We start from the raw sequence: 16,075 nt of genomic DNA on the forward strand, positions 1-16,075 counted from the left end.
TTATACTTATATGTTAAATAAAATTGAGGGGGATGAAAATATGAAGATGGCTTTCACACAAAAACAAAGAATGATTGAAGGACTTACAATATTTACACTAATAGCAATATCAATTTATGTGGCGGTCATGTGGGGAAAAATACCACAAGAGGTAGCAACATCTTTTGGAATTACTGGTAAAATAGGTGGTATGGGCTCAAAAACAAGTATCTTATGGAAACTAGCTATATCTTACGGAATATATATAGTTTTTACTATGATATATTTAAATCCATCTTTATGGGGAATAGGTAATATAAAAGATAAAAAGAAGCAAGAGCAAGCATTTCTATTAGCAGGAGATTTATTTGTATTTTTAAAATTAATTCTTGTAAGTATAATGGCGTATATAATTTTTTCCATTATAAATAATGTTGATTTAGGCTTTATATTTATTCCAATGTCAGCATTTTTACCGTTGGCTATAGGGTTTAATACTTCAGCAAAGATAAAAGCTTTAAGAAGTTAGAAATATTACTATTTTTATTGACCTTTATAAATTGTAGTGCTAATATTTAATTAGAAAAATATAATACATAATAAAAATATATATGAATTGAAATTAAAGCCATGAAGGTTATTTCTTAATAAGGATAACTTCGTGGCTTTTTAATTTCTAAAAGGGGGATTTACGTTATGCATATGGCAGATGCACTTTTGTCACCAGTAGTTGGGGGAACAATGTGGGTTGCAGCAGCAGCTACAATGGGATATTGTTGTAAAAAACTATCTCAAGAAGAAAAAGGGTATAAATTAAAAAATCCTGAATCAATGGATTTACAAAAGAAAATTCCACTGATGGGAGTTTTAGGGGCTTTTGTATTTGCATCTCAAATGATTAACTTTACTATACCAGGAACGGGATCTAGTGGACATATAGGAGGTGGAATATTATTGGCCTCTCTATTAGGACCAGAGGCAGGTTTTTTAACTATAGCTTCTGTACTTCTTATTCAGTGTTTATTCTTTGCAGATGGAGGAATACTAGCGCTGGGATGTAATATGATAAATATGGGATTATTTGCTTGTTTTATTGGGTTCCCATTTATATATAGTAAGATACTTAAAAAAGGATTTACACCAACTAAAATAATGGTAGCTTCAATTTTGGCAGTTGTCATATCTCTTCAGCTTGGAGCTTTCGGAGTAGTAATGGAAACTACTCTATCAGGTGTATCAGAATTACCATTTAGCACTTTTGTAATGTTGATGCAACCTATACATTTGGCTATAGGTGCAATAGAAGGTATTATGACAGGCCTTGTTTTAGTATTTATATATAATGCAAAACCAGAACTATTAATTGGGTACAATGGTGATAAACATGTAGAAGGTAAGGCAAGCATAAAATCTATAGTTATAACTTTAGCAGTAGTTACAGTGCTTATAGGAGGAGGCCTATCCCTATATGCATCTTCAAATCCAGATGGATTAGAGTGGGCAATACAAAATATAACTGGTAGTGATGAACTTGAAAGGACTAATAGTGTAAATGAGACACTAGGAGGAGTTCAAGAAAAAGTAGCGTTTTTACCAGATTATGCCTTCAAATCCGATGGTGAAAATACAATGGGTACTACAGTATCTGGAGTGGTAGGCTCAGCAATAACACTAGGTTTATGTGGTGTAATAGCCTTTGGACTTAGTAAAGCAAAGAAAAAAGAAACTAATGAATAAAAGCAAAATCCAGGTTGACTTTATTAACTTAATGTATTAGAATAGTTTTTGTTAAAAGAGCCGTTACAAGTGGCGAATTATATTTAATTTATAATCGCAATGCAAGATAATTTAATGGTTCAAAAAATAAAATATAAGTAACAAGCCAAATAAGTATACTTAGCATGCTTATTTGGCTTTTTTATTGTTAATAAAATAGGAGGGGTTGTAATGGAAAAATTAAATTTATTAAAAGATGATGAGAAAAAAGTTTTTTACCACTATTTAATACCATCGATATGTTCTACACTTGTAACAGCAATTTATATATTGGCAGATACTCTTATGATAGGTCAAGGTGTTGGAGCAGAAGGTATTTCTGCACTAAATATTTTTCTACCTTTTTTTGCCGTATACAACGGTATAGGTCTTATGTTTGGACTGGGAGGAGGAATATTAATATCAATGGAAGATGGAATGGGAAATAAAGAAGAATCAGATAAATATTTTATTTCTAGCTTGGTGGCAGTAGTAATAATAGGACTAATATTTACAATATTTACAAACATATTTTTAGAAAGTATCTCTTACTTTCTTGGAGCAAATGAAAATAGTATTGATTTAGTATTACAATATGGAAGATGTATAACAATATTTACACCAATATTTATAGCAACTAATTTTTTATCACCTATAATTCGTAATAAAAAAGCTCCTAAACTAGCTATGATATCAGTACTTGTAGGAGCAGGATTAAATATAGTATTAGATTATATTTTTGTATTTCCTATGGATATGGGAATGATGGGGGCAGCTTTAGCAACAGTTATAGGAAGTTTAACAACAGTTACAGTTCTTTTGACTCATTTTATATCAAAGAAAAATAGAATAAAGCTATCTTTGAAAGAAGCATCAGTAAAAAGAATAAAGAGGATAATCAGTTGTGGTGGATCTAGTTTCTTAATGGAAGTGGCTGCTGGATTTGTAATATTTATATTTAATATTCAAATTTTAAAATATATAGGGGATATGGGAATCGTAGTTTATGGAATTATATCAAATTGTGTAATAGTTGGAACGGCATTATTTAATGGTGTTGCTCAAGCTAGTCAACCTATTATAGCAACTAACTATGGTGCAAATGAGAGCAAGCGTGTAAGAACGGTTTTAAAATATGCTATGTTTACTACTATTTCAATAGGATGCTTACTATATGTTGTAGTATTTATGTTTACAGAAGAAGTAATATATGCTTTTGTAAAAGCTAATGCAGATATTGTTTCTATGGGAGTACCAGCAGTGAGAGCTTATTTAAGTGCTTTCTGTATTATGAATATTAATATATTGCTTTGTAACTATTTTCAATCTGTGGGAAAAGAAAAACCATCCATATTTATATCAGTTATAAGAGGGTTTTTATTAAATATCATTCTTGTGATAAGTTTACCAGTGGCATTTGGTGGGTCTAGTTTATGGTTTGTTGTGCCTGTTACAGAAGCTATAACTTTATTTGGAATAATAATATATACCAAAAAACTAAAGAGTAGTGATTTGAATAATGAAGCTAAGTTTAATAATATTGCAATAGCTAAATAGAAAAGAAGGTAAAATACCTTCTTTTTTTGTAATTATTCTTTTCTATTATTGGAATAATAAGTATTATTTACAATTTTAGTAAAGGAGCAAAATAATTGAGAAAATATAGCAACGATGAATTAAGTTCAAAGATAATATGTTTATTAAAAGAAAAATTAGACAAAGATTACGTAAAGGGCTTAACAAGAAGAGATGCTCATCCAAAATGTTTAGGACTTCTAAAAGGTTATTTTATTGTGGATAAAAATTTACCTTTACAGTATAGAGAAGGAATCTTTAATAGAGATTATTACAAAGCGTTTATAAGAGTATCTAACTCAAATCCTAAAATAAGAAGTGATAAATATAGGGATATTAGAGGATTTTCAATAAAGTTATTAAATGTTTATGGAGATAAATGTGTAAAAGATGAAAAATTTACTCAAGATTTTCTATTAGTTAGTATGAAAACCATGCCTATAGGAAACCTAAAATTAATGTATGATGCTTTATACTATACAACAAAATCTACACCAATAATTTTTATGGGAAAATTAATAAAAGATAAGAACACAAAAGTAATTACTGATATTATAAAAAGTATGAAACATGATACAAGTCCTTTAGACATTAGATATTACAGCACTACACCATATATGTTTGGTAATAAAATAGTGAAATATAGTATAGTTCCAAGGTCTATGTACAAGAGCAAGCTTCCTAAAAAACTTGGGAAAAACTATCTTACAGAAAATATGCAAAGGCATTTATATAAGGAAGAAGCAGTATTTGATTTTATGGTACAATTTTATATAAATAACATATATACACCAATAAATGATGCCTCAATAGAGTGGGAAGAGGATAAATCTCCTTTTATTAAACTGGGAGAGATAAGAATTCCAAAACAAAGATTTACAACTAATAAAAGATTTGACTTGGCAGAGAAAATGTCTTTTTCACCAGGTCATAGTCTTCTTTCTCATAAACCTATTGGAGATATCAATGAAGGAAGAATGAAAATTTATAAAGAAATGACAAAATATAGACATTATAGAAATAAAGAAGAATTATATGAAGCAAATGATGAAGATTTTGATAATATATGAAAATTGATGACACCTAAAATATGTAGGTGTCATTTTTTTATTTTAGGATTCATAGTATATAGTAGAGCTAAATTGAATAATTAAAAATATTTTTTGCAATAAGCTAAAGGGGGGTGTCAAAAGATGAAAAATATATTAGATTTTTGTATGAGGGACATTTCTTTTGCTAGTTGTGGTGAAGCATTGATATGGATAGGAACAGGAGTTTTAATTATTGCTGGAATATTAGCTTTAGTAAAAAAGCCAAAGTAAATAAAAGAAAAAAGAATTAAATAACTACTTGAATGACTTATAATAATATGAGTATAATTTAAGTTGAAGTATGTGAAAATGAAAGTATAAAAATTAAAATTCAATAAAATTTGAAATATCATGGGGACAATCTCATGATATTTTATTTTTAAAATAGAAACTGTTTTAAATGAAAGGGAATTTTCACAAAAAACTATGACAAATTTTTAAGGAAAAGGTGGAAAAATGGAAATAGATAAACTTAGTGAAATATTAAGATTATATACAGATAAGTTAAAATATAATAGTGGATTTGCATCATATAAGAGAAGCTATGTAAGTAATGACTATGTAAATACAAGAGGGGATGAAGCAACGTTTTATGCTACAGTATTTGATGAACATCATAGACGAAGTTACACATCTATGATCAGTATAAATACTAAAAGTAGGACGGTTTCCAATCTTAGTTGTGATTGTCAAAATGTATTTAATAATAAAGGAACTCAAGTATGCTCTCATATGGTGGCTTCAGTTCTTGAGGGAATAAAAAAATTAAGGGATAAAACTAAAGAAGAATTTTCAGAAGGAGATAGAATATTAAACCCTACTGTAATATTTGATTTAAGTCAATCTAGAGGTGGAAATTTAGGTGCTAGCTTACATATTGATAAAATAGATAAAAATGAATATGACAATATATATAACTCATATAAAAATAAATACAAGTACCATCTTATGCCAGATGGTAGTTATATTGACTTAAAGGACAATGATTTAGAAAAAATATTTCAAATTATAGATGTATTGGGTATTTATAGTGATTTTCAAAAAATAAAGATTCCAGATAATAAAGCAGTATTTCTAGAAAAGTTACTAGATGATGAAAGTAATACTTTAATAAGTGGAAGAAAATACGTAGATAATGTAATAAAAAAATATAATAAATTAAACAAAAACATAAAAGTACCCCAAAATTTAAATGCAAATCTTAGAGATTATCAAGTAGATGGATTTGAATTTTTTAATACTTTATCAAATTATAGCTTTGGTGGAATACTTGCAGATGAAATGGGACTTGGTAAAACTGTACAAACTTTAGCTTTTTTACTTTCACAAAAAGATAAAAAATCAATAGTTATAACACCAACATCTTTAATATATAACTGGGAAAATGAATTTGAAAAATTTACACCAGATATTAAACTAGGGATTGCTTATGGGAATAAAGTTCAAAGAGAAAAAATATTAGAGAATTATAAAGACTATGATGTTATACTAACTAGTTATGGTACCTATAAAAATGATATGGAAAAATATAAAAATATAACCTTTGATTACTGTATAATTGACGAGGCGCAAAATATTAAAAACCCAGATTCTATAATTACTAAATCAGTGAAAGAAGTAAATGCTAATGTGAAATTTGCTTTAACAGGAACACCTGTAGAAAATAACCTTATGGAACTTTGGTCAATTTTTGATTTTGTCATGCCAGGATATTTATATAGTAAAAAGAAATTTGAAACTATATTTGTTAATAATGAAAAAAATCACTGTCAGCTAAAAAATTTAATAAAACCATTTATGCTTAGAAGAACTAAAAAAGAAGTTATTAATGAATTACCAGACAAAATAGAGCATAAATTTTATGTTGAGTTGGACAAGGAGCATAAAAGAGCATATAAAAGTTTTGTGAATTTAATAAAAAGAAGAATTTTAGAAAATAATGAAGATAATATGACTGTTTTTTCTTATTTAACAAAGTTAAGACAGCTAAGTATTGCTCCAGAAATAATTGTTAAAAATTATAAAGGTAAAAATTCAAAGTTAGAAATTTTAATTAATATTATAAAGGAAGAAAGTGATAGAAAAATATTAGTATTTTCTCAGTTTACAAAAGTTCTTAAAATTATAGAAAAAAGATTAGGAGAAGAAAATATATCATATTCCTACTTAGATGGAAAAACAGATGCAAAAGATAGAATAAAGTTGGTAGAAGAATTTAATAATAGTGAAACTAAGAAGGTATTCTTAATATCCTTAAAAGCAGGAGGAACAGGACTTAATTTAACTAGCGCATCCATTGTAGTTCACTTTGATCCTTGGTTTAATCCAGCAAGTGAAGACCAAGCTAGCGATAGGGCACATAGAATTGGGCAAAAAAATGTGGTAGATGTTATTAAATTAATTTCTAAAAATACTGTAGAAGAAAAAGTAATAGCTATGCAAGACTATAAAAAGGACCTTATTGAAGATATAATAAATTCTAATTTAGAAAGTAGTTCATCTTTGAAAAAATTAACGAGAGAAGAAATAATTGATTTATTTGAAAATATATAAACAAGAAAAAAAGATGGTGAAAACCATCTTTAAACATTATAATTCATACTCGGGGAAAGTAAGAATACAATTTAAGTTAATTAATTACTATATCTAAGGGTTAAAAATATTTAAAGACAAAAAAAGTCAGAAGGTGAAAGCCTTCTGACTTATTTATATCTTCAAAATATAATTATTAATTATCTTATTGTTAATATTATAGTATACTAATTTACATATTTTGTCAAATGCATTTTAATATGTATCAAAAAAAAATATTTAACATAGAATTATTAATAAAAAGCTATTTCTTATTGTTTTATATAAGGGGGATGATAATTTTATGTTTATTAGAAATGATATGGATGTATCTTATGTGAGAGTGTTTCATGCTTCTCCAAATGGACCTTCAGTAGACATCTACGTTAATGGAGGACTTGCTTTTAAAAATTTACAATTTAAAGACTTTACTGAGTATGTTCAATTACCAATGGGAGAATATAAAATAGAAGTATTTTCAGCTGGGCAAAAAGAAACTCCTATACTTACACAAAGTATTAGGCTACCAGAAAAAGAAGTAGTAACCATAGCTGCAGTAGGAAATTTTGAAGATCTTCAATTAATACCATATATAGAAGGTAATGCAGATGATTTATTTGAAGATGAAAGCAGAGTAAGAATTATACATTTATCACCTGATGCACCAAATGTAGACGTATTAATAGATGGAAATTTGGCATTTACAGATATAGGATTTATGGATGCAACAGATTATGTCCAACTACTTTCAGATTCGTATAATTTAACAGTAAATCTTGCTGATACAAAAGATACCGTATTAACCCTAAATACAGACTTAAAAAGTCAAAAGGTATATACTATTTATGTAGTTGGTAATCCGCCAAATCTATTAGGAATGCAGTCTTTGGATGGAAGTACCTTTGTAAGATTTAAATAGTTAATAAAATTATTTGTAAAAAAGTAGGGGTGAAAACCTCTATTTTTTTATATGCATAATAATTGAAAATTGAATGAAAGACTACTATAATTACAATATAATTAGAAATCATACATACTTTATTTATGAAAAAGGGGGAAAAATATATGACTCAGTATGAAATATTCACGGATGCAACTAGTGATTTGCCACTAGAAGTAATAGATTCTCTTGGAATTAAAATTATTCCCATGGATTTTGAAATGAATGGAAAAGTATACTCACATTATCCTGATGAAAGGGAGTTAGATAGCAAAATATTTTACAAGATGTCACAAGAAGGATTAATGTCAACAACAACTCAAATTACGCCAGTAAGATTTATCGAATATTTTACTCCTGTATTAAAAGAAGGAAAAGACATTCTTTATATTTGTTTTTCATCAGGCTTAAGTGGAACATATGGATCATCACAAATAGCCATATCAAGCTTAAAAGAAGACTACCCGGAGAGAAAGATAATGTCCGTTGATTCATTATGTGCATCTTCAGGAGAAGGACTTTTAGTTTATTTAGCAGCTAAAGAAAAGTTAAAGGGAAAATCTATTGAAGAACTATATAATTGGGTTGAAGAAAATAGATTAAATATATGTCATTGGTATAAAGTAGATGACTTATTTCATCTAAAAAGAGGTGGAAGGATTAGTTCTGTGGCTGCTACCTTTGGAACAGCTTTAAATATAAAACCATTATTGAATATGGATAATGGAGGTAAACTTCAGCTAGTAGAAAAAATAAGAGGAACTAAAACTTGTGAGCATCATATGATTAATAAGTTAAAAGATAATTATTTGCCTGATAAATATGATACTATAATTATTTCTCATGCTGATTGTGAGCATGAGGCAATGCAATTAGAACAAATACTAAAAAAAGAGTGTGATGTTGGAGAAATCATACATTCAAAAATAGGTCCTATAATAGGAGCTCATAGTGGAAAAGGTACACTATTGATTAATTTTTACGGAAAACAAAGAGAATAATTATATTATAGAATTGTTAAAATAATGGCTGTTATTATAACAATTCTTTTTTTATCACCAAATAAGTATTTATGTAATATTATGAAGATAAGGGGAGATTTATACCTTTGAGGTGGTGATATCTATGAAATTTTGTAGAGTGCAAGCTTTAATTGAAGAGTTACTAATGGATTGGGATAAATTAAACTTAGCAGCAAAACTTTTAGTTTATCTTGGATTTTTTTTAGTACTATCTACAATATTTATAGCTATTTGTGATGCAAAGGATATAGACCTATATAACAGAATTGAAGTTATATTTAGGACTTCTCTAGCTTCAGTATTTGGATTTATACTAAGTTCTAATACAAAACGAAAAGAAGATAATGATAAAAATAGTTATGTGGAAAAAATGACTATTAGTATGGAAAGAGAAAAGGCTATTACTGAAGAATGTAAGATAAAAAAAGAAACAATTAAGTATTATTATGGTGATGGAAATACAGTACAGGTTGTTGTAGCACTATCAATAACCATAATTGCTGCATTAGTAATACTAAGTATTTATGCTTTTGATATTACTAAAGATGTAGCAATATTAGCACAATTTAGAGATCTAATGTGTACTTCTATAGGTTTCTTACTTGGTGAAGCAAAAATAAAATCTAAGAATTAATAATATATAATTATGAAGCTGTAGTAAAGATTTAAATTCTTTACTATGGCTTTTTACTAAAATAAGTATGATAATAATTGACATATCAACTAAATATGATTAAAATAATTGACATATCAACTAATTATATAAAAACATAAATAAAATTATTTATATAACAGGAAGAAGGTATAAGATATGGAAAAAATATTTACTAAAGAATATGAGGTTACATATAGAGATACAGATGCAAGAGGAGAATGTTTTTTAACTTCTTATATGAATTTTATGGCAGATTCTGGTTTGAGCCAAGACGAAAAGTATGGTTTTGTTATTGCTGACATGGTAAAGGAAAATCATACATGGATGTTAGTAGATTATGAAATAACAATTTACAAATATGTTAAATACAAAGAAAAGCTTAAAGCTACAACTTATGTTGAAGGTATGAATAAGTTTTATGCAGTTAGACATTTTAAAATACACGATGATAGTAATAATTTAATTCTTCAGGGAAAGACCTTAGTAATATTAGTTGATTCGCAAAAAAGAAGACCAATATCAATACCAGATGAACATTATATAGCATATGGCGTTAAGGAGAAGAATCCTATTATAGGAAGAAATAAACTTAAACTTTCAAAATGTCAAAATATTGATTATAAAAAAGAATTTAATGTGAGGTATTCCGATATAGATTTGAATTTGCATGTTGGGAATGTTACATATTTAGGATGGATACTAGAAACCATACCTTTTGATGTTATGACGAATTATAAAATTTATTCAGTTAAAATTAAATACCAAAAAGAATTAACTTATGGAGATAAAGTAAGTGTACAGACAGAGATAAAGCATAATGATGATAAAGTTAGTGCATACCATGAAATTGTAAATGATAGTGAAGAAGTAGTAGCTCTTTTAGAAACTCACTGGTATAAAATATAAAATAAGTAATTAAGGATATTAAATATGAATAAAAGAAATAAGGAAATGAGAAAATGTATCTCAGTTTTATATAGGCAATTTCAGGCTTATATAAATAACAACACAAAAGACTTAGGAATAGGTGCATCAGAATATATTTTTTTAATGGAAATGTATGAAAATAATAATATGAGTCAAGAAGAGCTTTCAAGGTCCTTAATAGTTGATAAGGCAGCTACAGCAAGAGCAATTAAATCTTTAGAAGAAAAAGAATATATTTTTAGAATAAAAGATGAAAATGATAAAAGAACTAACAGAATAAAATTGACCCAAAAGGGTATACAAGTACAGGAAAGACTAACGAATCTGCTTGAACAGTGGAATAGTTATATAACAAAGGATATAGATACTGAAACATTAAATGTAGTATACAATACTATAAAACAGATGTCTATTAAAGCAATAGAGAGAAATAAGATAGAATAAAGACAGGAGAATAGGCACAATGAGTGATTTGAAAATAATATGCGATAGTTTAGCTGATGTTCCAGAAAATTTAGTGAAACTATATGATATAGAAGTAATTCCTTTAACAATAATAATCAACGATATTGAATATAAAGATGGACAAAATCTTACAAATGAAGAATTTTATAAGCTCATAAAAGAATATGATGAAATACCTAAAACATCTCAAGCTACTTATATTCAATTTAAAGCAATATTTAAAAAATATTTGGATCAAGGGAAAAAGATATTATATATTAGTGGGTCATCTAAGGTTACTGGTACATATCAATCAGCTATGATTACAAAAAATGATTTACAAGGGGAAATACATATATTTGATAGCTTAAACTTATCTTATGGTTGTGGAGCTCAAGTTGTTACAGCTTGTGAAATGAATGAACAAGGCAAATCAATAGAAGATATAGTAAAAAAACTAGAAGAAATAAGAGATAATATATTGGTATTATTTGCAGTTGATAACTTAGATTATTTAAAAAAAGGTGGAAGGCTATCAGCATCAAAGGCTGCCATAGGGAGTATGTTGAGTATAAAACCAATATTACAAATGCAAGATGGACTTATAGTCAATATAGATCAAGCGAGAGGGCATAAAAAAGTTATATCAAAATTGATAAGTATAACAAAAGAGCATTTCAAAAATAATATTGAAGATAAGAGAATAGGCATTGCTCATGGAGACAATGAAGTTGAATTTGAAAAATTAAAAGAGGCAATTAATAGTGAATTAAATTTTGCTAAAATGACAGAAACTAAAATAGGTCCAAGTATAGGTTCTCATACTGGAGCAGGGACAATAGGACTTTGTATGTGGAATAAATAATTAAAATGCACCTAAATCTAATGATTTAGGTGCATTTTTTTTTTGCGTATTTGCAAATAATAAGTTTATATAAAAATATGAGGAGATTTATTAACATGACTAATTTAAAAAGGATATCATTTTTAGTTTTAATTATTATGTTTTTTAGTACAAGCATTTCAGCAGGACAGGAGTCTTTTCCATTAATTTTTAGAAAAGATAGAGATGAAATAAATTATCTATATAATATTCAACTTAAAAAAATTGAAGAAGAAAGTGAGTTTTTTGAAACCCATTTAGACTATCCTTATTTTCAAATAAAAGAAAAATATGAGGATAAAGAGAAAGAAAGTATAAAATCAATATATAAAATTAACAACGATATATATAACTATATAGTTGGTTTTAAGGATAATATAAAAAAACAATCTGAAGAGTATAAAAAAGAATATGAAATTAGTAATAAAGAGTCATCTTTACCAAAGTTTATATATGAAGCTTATAGCCAATATGATGTGACATACAATGAAAATAATTTAGTTAGTATACCAATTTTAACTTATGAATTTACAGGTGGAGCTCATGGAATGTCTGTACTAAAATCTTTTAATTATAATTTAAAAAGTGGAGAAGAGCTAAAGCTAAAAAATATTTTTAAGGATAATGTAAACTATAAAAGTATTATAAATACTTATATAAAGAAAGAAATTAAAAAAAATAATGATTTATATTTTACAGGGAAAGAAGGATTTAAAGGTATAGATGATGATCAGGGGTTTTATTTAGAAAATGATAAATTAGTAATTTATTTTCAATTGTACGAAATAGCACCTTACTATGTAGGTATTCCAAAATTTAAAATTCCCCTTAATGAAATAGAAGGAAAACTTAACCCTTTGTATTTCTAAAAAAGGTTGACATTTCTGGATTACACTTGTAAGATTTAATTAAAGATTACAAGTGTAAGTTTTAAAAGGAGGTTAATCAATGAAACAAAATATTTCAGAATCTGAACTAGAAGTAATGAAAGTATTATGGAAATTTAAAGAGGCAACAAGTGCTGAAATTATAGAAAATTTAAAAGATAAAAGGGAGTGGAAACCAAAAACTATACAAACCCTTATAACAAGACTTGTATCAAAAGATTTTGTAAATGTGGATAAAAGCAATAAAAAATCTTATATCTACAGCGCTAGCATAAGTGAGGAAGAGTATAAAAATTATGCAAGTAAATCTTTTTTAGAAAAACTTTATAATGGATCCATAAATAAAATGGTTCTTAGTTTTGTAAAAGACAAGAAGTTATCTAAAGCTGAAATTGAAGAATTAAAAGATATATTAAGGGATGAATAGAAAAGAGGTGGAGTATGGGCAATATATGGGGGTACATATTAAATGCTACTATTTATGGTAGTATAACGGGAGTAGTAATATTACTGATAAAAAGCTTATTGAAAAATAGAATTAATAAAAAATATGCTTATTTATTATGGATGATATTAATTATTAAGCTAGCATTTCCATTTGGACCAGAAAGTAGTTTAAGTTTATTTAATAAAATACCGGTAAAAATAAATAGTCAATCTGATATAAATACTGCTAACATGTCAAATATTAGTGAGGAAATAAATTCTACTGTTGGTAAAAATTATAATAGTAGCTCAAGTGAAAACTTGGATCAAGAAAATGATATTAATAGCTCCAGTTCTTCAACTATTAATGTTGAAAGTGAAAAAAGCATTTTTAAAAGTATAATACCTATTATTTGGATAAGTGGTTTAATTTTAAGTTTAACTACTTATATTATAATTTATCTGCATTTTATAAAAAATATTAGAAAAAAAGAAGATTATAAATGTGATTATTTAGAAAATATTTTGAAGGAATGTAAGGAAAAATTACATATAAAAAGAAAAATCAAACTGGTAGTTGACGATATGATAAATTCCCCATCTTTAGTTGGAGTGTTTAAGACTAGAATTATTATACCAAGCAATTTAGCTAATTTGAGTAGAGAAGAATTACAACATATATTCTTACATGAATTATGCCATTTCAAAAGCAAAGATACTTATGTTGACAATATATTAGTTGTTTTGCAATGTGTTCACTGGTTTAACCCTTTAGTTTGGTATTTATTTAAACATGTGAGAAATGATATGGAGATGGCTTGTGATGAAAGAGTCTTATACAATCTAAAGGAAAAAGACCATAATAAGTATGGTATTACTATGCTTACTGTATTAGAAAAAGTTAATCACAATAAAAGATTAACAGTAGGTTTAAATATGACTGATGATAAAAAAACTATAAAAAAGAGAGTTGAGCTAATTAAAAATTCAAAATATTTCACAAAGAAAAAAAGGATATTTGCTGTAACAGGAATAACTTGTTTATTTGTTTTATGCGGTGTTCTTCTTACTAATGGCAAAGTTATAAATAAAGAAGAGAATAATGTATTATTAGCTTCAGAAAAAACTGACTTAAAAAATTTAGATCAAGCTATATCAAAAGCAATAATAGATAATTACATAAAGAATTGGTATGGTGTAGATTTTAGTGGTGAGTTAAATGTGGAAAGTCATGTAATGTTAGGGAAAAATGAAGATGATGATTCTGTTGAAGTTTATGTTATGGCAACTTATGGTCATTATAGCTTTGAAAACGACATATTTAGTATGACAAGTGCAAGTTATAATATACCAATAAGAATAAAATTTTCAAAGGTAAAAGAAGGCGAATTTTTAACAACACAAGCCGGATATTATTATCTAGAAAGCGAAGAGGCAAAAGATGGTGAAGATTACAAAGACTCTGTACTTGAAATGTTTCCTAAAAAAGAAGGGCAGGAAGCTTTAAATGGGAATTTTACAGAGGAATTATTAAAGGATGTTAACAAGCAAGCACAATCTTATGTAAAAAGTATAAGGCGAGAATGTAAAGTAACAACTGAATATGTTGAAAAAGAATACATAGATGAACTAGCTATGGCAGATAGAGCTGATATGGATGGATTATGGAATTATCCAGATTGGATAGGCACTAAAGAAGAGTTGGTAGATAAAAAAAGATATATTTATGAAACTCAATATGATAAATCTTCAAAAATTTTAACTTTTATTAAATATAATGAAGATAAAGAAGAACTGGAGCGTATGCAATACAAAATTAATGGAAAGAAACTCGAAAAAATAGATAGTGAAAATTTCAAACTATATTCTGGTGATATGATGCCAGTATTTATAGATAATGAAAATTTTAAGATTACAGTAAAAAATATATCTATAATTAATAATAATGTGGAGTATGGATTATATATAGAAAACAAGAGTAGTAATATAATGGAAATAAGTCTAGATGAAATCCACATAGGAGATTCAGTGAAAACAGTTGAATTTAAAACTAAATTAAAAGCTAAAGAAAATAAATATGCTAATTTAAAAATAAATGATGTATCTAAATTAGAAGATCTTAATGATAAAATATACGGAGAATTTTTAGGTAATTCTAAAGAATATTATTTTATATTTAAATAGATTATTTATACGGAAATTGGGGGAAATACACATGGATATGGAAAATAAAAATCAACTTAGTATTATGTCTAAGGTAGTTTTAATAATACATGCTTTGTACTCATATGTTTTTGGAAACTTTGTAATGCTTAATGTGAATGATGAAACTTTAGCAGGAAGTGTTACCTTTGGTTTTAATAATACTTTTATAGGATTAATTATTTCAGCATCAATATCATTTTTATTGTTATATTTTTGTTTTAAAGGAAAAAAATTAGCGATTACTCTTATATTTGTAGGCGCTGCACTAAATGTAATTTTTGCTTTAATGATGATAGAAACTAGTAATTTCTCTTTTTACAATGTGATAGTAATAGGAGATATAGTCATTTCAGCATTAGTTGTTTATTTACTAAGACCAATATCATAAAGTTGAAAGGACAAATTGGTTAATGAAAAATAAAAAAACTAAAAAGTGAAGATATTAAATTAAGTAATAAAAAAAATCTTGAAGTAAATCTAAAAAGTAATTTGCATAAATATGTAGAAACATAAAGTACTACTAATTAAAAATAAACAATTATATAAAAATTAAAATTTCAATGCAAAAGAGTGCAGATATAAATAAATATATCTGCACTCTTTTTATTTGTATATGAAAAATTGTATAAATTTTATTTTTATTATGAAAGAGATATTTTAATGAATTAACTAACTTTACTTTTTACATATTATTCCATATTATTGAATTAGACAG

At 26.7% G+C, this 16,075-nt stretch carries 16 protein-coding genes; all 16 read left to right on the forward strand.

Going from position 1 to position 16,075, the window contains the following annotated elements; all coding sequences use genetic code 11:
- Nucleotides 1-40 precede the first annotated feature (40 nt).
- Nucleotides 41-508 (forward strand): DUF1648 domain-containing protein, encoded by a 468-nt coding sequence (locus tag JW646_RS13475; protein WP_074914960.1) that lies wholly within the window; start codon nucleotides 41-43, stop codon nucleotides 506-508.
- Nucleotides 509-675: 167 nt separating this feature from the next.
- A complete protein-coding gene (locus JW646_RS13480; RefSeq protein WP_228415435.1) occupies nucleotides 676-1,716 on the forward strand; it encodes an energy-coupling factor ABC transporter permease in 1,041 nt (346 codons plus the stop codon).
- Nucleotides 1,717-1,926: 210 nt separating this feature from the next.
- On the forward strand, nucleotides 1,927-3,291 hold the full coding sequence (locus tag JW646_RS13485; protein WP_228415436.1) for an MATE family efflux transporter: 1,365 nt from the start codon (nucleotides 1,927-1,929) through the stop codon (nucleotides 3,289-3,291).
- A 95-nt stretch (nucleotides 3,292-3,386) separates the two neighbouring features.
- Nucleotides 3,387-4,379, forward strand: coding sequence for a catalase family protein (locus JW646_RS13490; protein WP_228415437.1), 993 nt, complete (start codon nucleotides 3,387-3,389; stop codon nucleotides 4,377-4,379).
- Nucleotides 4,380-4,502: 123 nt separating this feature from the next.
- Nucleotides 4,503-4,631 (forward strand): hypothetical protein, encoded by a 129-nt coding sequence (locus JW646_RS20140; RefSeq protein ID WP_255701312.1) that lies wholly within the window; start codon nucleotides 4,503-4,505, stop codon nucleotides 4,629-4,631.
- Between the two features lie 225 nt (nucleotides 4,632-4,856).
- Nucleotides 4,857-6,953 carry a DEAD/DEAH box helicase gene (locus JW646_RS13495; RefSeq protein WP_228415438.1) on the forward strand — a complete coding sequence of 699 codons (2,097 nt, stop codon included), beginning with the start codon at nucleotides 4,857-4,859 and terminating at the stop codon, nucleotides 6,951-6,953.
- A 322-nt stretch (nucleotides 6,954-7,275) separates the two neighbouring features.
- Complete coding sequence (locus JW646_RS13500) at nucleotides 7,276-7,890, forward strand: DUF4397 domain-containing protein (protein WP_206924175.1); 615 nt, start codon at nucleotides 7,276-7,278, stop codon at nucleotides 7,888-7,890.
- Between the two features lie 146 nt (nucleotides 7,891-8,036).
- Nucleotides 8,037-8,912, forward strand: a complete 876-nt coding sequence (locus JW646_RS13505) for a DegV family protein (protein WP_074914972.1) — start codon at nucleotides 8,037-8,039, stop codon at nucleotides 8,910-8,912.
- A 124-nt stretch (nucleotides 8,913-9,036) separates the two neighbouring features.
- Nucleotides 9,037-9,567 (forward strand): hypothetical protein, encoded by a 531-nt coding sequence (locus JW646_RS13510; RefSeq protein WP_074914974.1) that lies wholly within the window; start codon nucleotides 9,037-9,039, stop codon nucleotides 9,565-9,567.
- Between the two features lie 177 nt (nucleotides 9,568-9,744).
- Nucleotides 9,745-10,494 carry an acyl-[acyl-carrier-protein] thioesterase gene (locus tag JW646_RS13515; RefSeq protein WP_074914975.1) on the forward strand — a complete coding sequence of 250 codons (750 nt, stop codon included), beginning with the start codon at nucleotides 9,745-9,747 and terminating at the stop codon, nucleotides 10,492-10,494.
- Between the two features lie 24 nt (nucleotides 10,495-10,518).
- Complete coding sequence (locus tag JW646_RS13520; protein ID WP_074914978.1) at nucleotides 10,519-10,959, forward strand: MarR family winged helix-turn-helix transcriptional regulator; 441 nt, start codon at nucleotides 10,519-10,521, stop codon at nucleotides 10,957-10,959.
- 19 nt (nucleotides 10,960-10,978) lie between these two features.
- The gene (locus JW646_RS13525) at nucleotides 10,979-11,824 is read left to right on the forward strand and encodes a DegV family protein (protein ID WP_228415439.1); all 846 of its coding nucleotides are present in this window, start codon (nucleotides 10,979-10,981) and stop codon (nucleotides 11,822-11,824) included.
- 95 nt (nucleotides 11,825-11,919) lie between these two features.
- On the forward strand, nucleotides 11,920-12,711 hold the full coding sequence (locus tag JW646_RS13530; RefSeq protein WP_074914982.1) for a DUF3298 and DUF4163 domain-containing protein: 792 nt from the start codon (nucleotides 11,920-11,922) through the stop codon (nucleotides 12,709-12,711).
- Between the two features lie 79 nt (nucleotides 12,712-12,790).
- Nucleotides 12,791-13,156, forward strand: coding sequence for a BlaI/MecI/CopY family transcriptional regulator (locus tag JW646_RS13535; RefSeq protein WP_074914984.1), 366 nt, complete (start codon nucleotides 12,791-12,793; stop codon nucleotides 13,154-13,156).
- 14 nt (nucleotides 13,157-13,170) lie between these two features.
- Nucleotides 13,171-15,339: a M56 family metallopeptidase gene (locus JW646_RS13540; RefSeq protein WP_228415440.1), complete on the forward strand. Its 2,169-nt coding sequence runs from the start codon at nucleotides 13,171-13,173 to the stop codon at nucleotides 15,337-15,339.
- A 31-nt stretch (nucleotides 15,340-15,370) separates the two neighbouring features.
- Nucleotides 15,371-15,748: a hypothetical protein gene (locus JW646_RS13545; RefSeq protein WP_074914988.1), complete on the forward strand. Its 378-nt coding sequence runs from the start codon at nucleotides 15,371-15,373 to the stop codon at nucleotides 15,746-15,748.
- Nucleotides 15,749-16,075: the final 327 nt, after the last annotated feature.

This window comes from Terrisporobacter hibernicus (assembly GCF_020809405.1).
GTDB classification, from domain to species: domain Bacteria; phylum Bacillota; class Clostridia; order Peptostreptococcales; family Peptostreptococcaceae; genus Terrisporobacter; species Terrisporobacter petrolearius.

What these genes read in the sequence shown, in the direction of transcription:
- JW646_RS13545 (WP_074914988.1), top strand. Translation starts at nt 15,371, where the DNA reads ATGGATATGGAAAATAAAAATCAACTTAGTATTATGTCTAAGGTAGTT.
- JW646_RS13535 (WP_074914984.1), top strand. Translation starts at nt 12,791, where the DNA reads ATGAAACAAAATATTTCAGAATCTGAACTAGAAGTAATGAAAGTATTA.
- JW646_RS13520 (WP_074914978.1), top strand. Translation starts at nt 10,519, where the DNA reads ATGAATAAAAGAAATAAGGAAATGAGAAAATGTATCTCAGTTTTATAT.
- JW646_RS13475 (WP_074914960.1), top strand. Translation starts at nt 41, where the DNA reads ATGAAGATGGCTTTCACACAAAAACAAAGAATGATTGAAGGACTTACA.
- JW646_RS13525 (WP_228415439.1), top strand. Translation starts at nt 10,979, where the DNA reads ATGAGTGATTTGAAAATAATATGCGATAGTTTAGCTGATGTTCCAGAA.
- JW646_RS13505 (WP_074914972.1), top strand. Translation starts at nt 8,037, where the DNA reads ATGACTCAGTATGAAATATTCACGGATGCAACTAGTGATTTGCCACTA.
- JW646_RS13485 (WP_228415436.1), top strand. Translation starts at nt 1,927, where the DNA reads ATGGAAAAATTAAATTTATTAAAAGATGATGAGAAAAAAGTTTTTTAC.
- JW646_RS13510 (WP_074914974.1), top strand. Translation starts at nt 9,037, where the DNA reads ATGAAATTTTGTAGAGTGCAAGCTTTAATTGAAGAGTTACTAATGGAT.
- JW646_RS13495 (WP_228415438.1), top strand. Translation starts at nt 4,857, where the DNA reads ATGGAAATAGATAAACTTAGTGAAATATTAAGATTATATACAGATAAG.
- JW646_RS13530 (WP_074914982.1), top strand. Translation starts at nt 11,920, where the DNA reads ATGACTAATTTAAAAAGGATATCATTTTTAGTTTTAATTATTATGTTT.
- JW646_RS13480 (WP_228415435.1), top strand. Translation starts at nt 676, where the DNA reads ATGCATATGGCAGATGCACTTTTGTCACCAGTAGTTGGGGGAACAATG.
- JW646_RS13515 (WP_074914975.1), top strand. Translation starts at nt 9,745, where the DNA reads ATGGAAAAAATATTTACTAAAGAATATGAGGTTACATATAGAGATACA.
- JW646_RS20140 (WP_255701312.1), top strand. Translation starts at nt 4,503, where the DNA reads ATGAAAAATATATTAGATTTTTGTATGAGGGACATTTCTTTTGCTAGT.
- JW646_RS13540 (WP_228415440.1), top strand. Translation starts at nt 13,171, where the DNA reads ATGGGCAATATATGGGGGTACATATTAAATGCTACTATTTATGGTAGT.
- JW646_RS13500 (WP_206924175.1), top strand. Translation starts at nt 7,276, where the DNA reads ATGTTTATTAGAAATGATATGGATGTATCTTATGTGAGAGTGTTTCAT.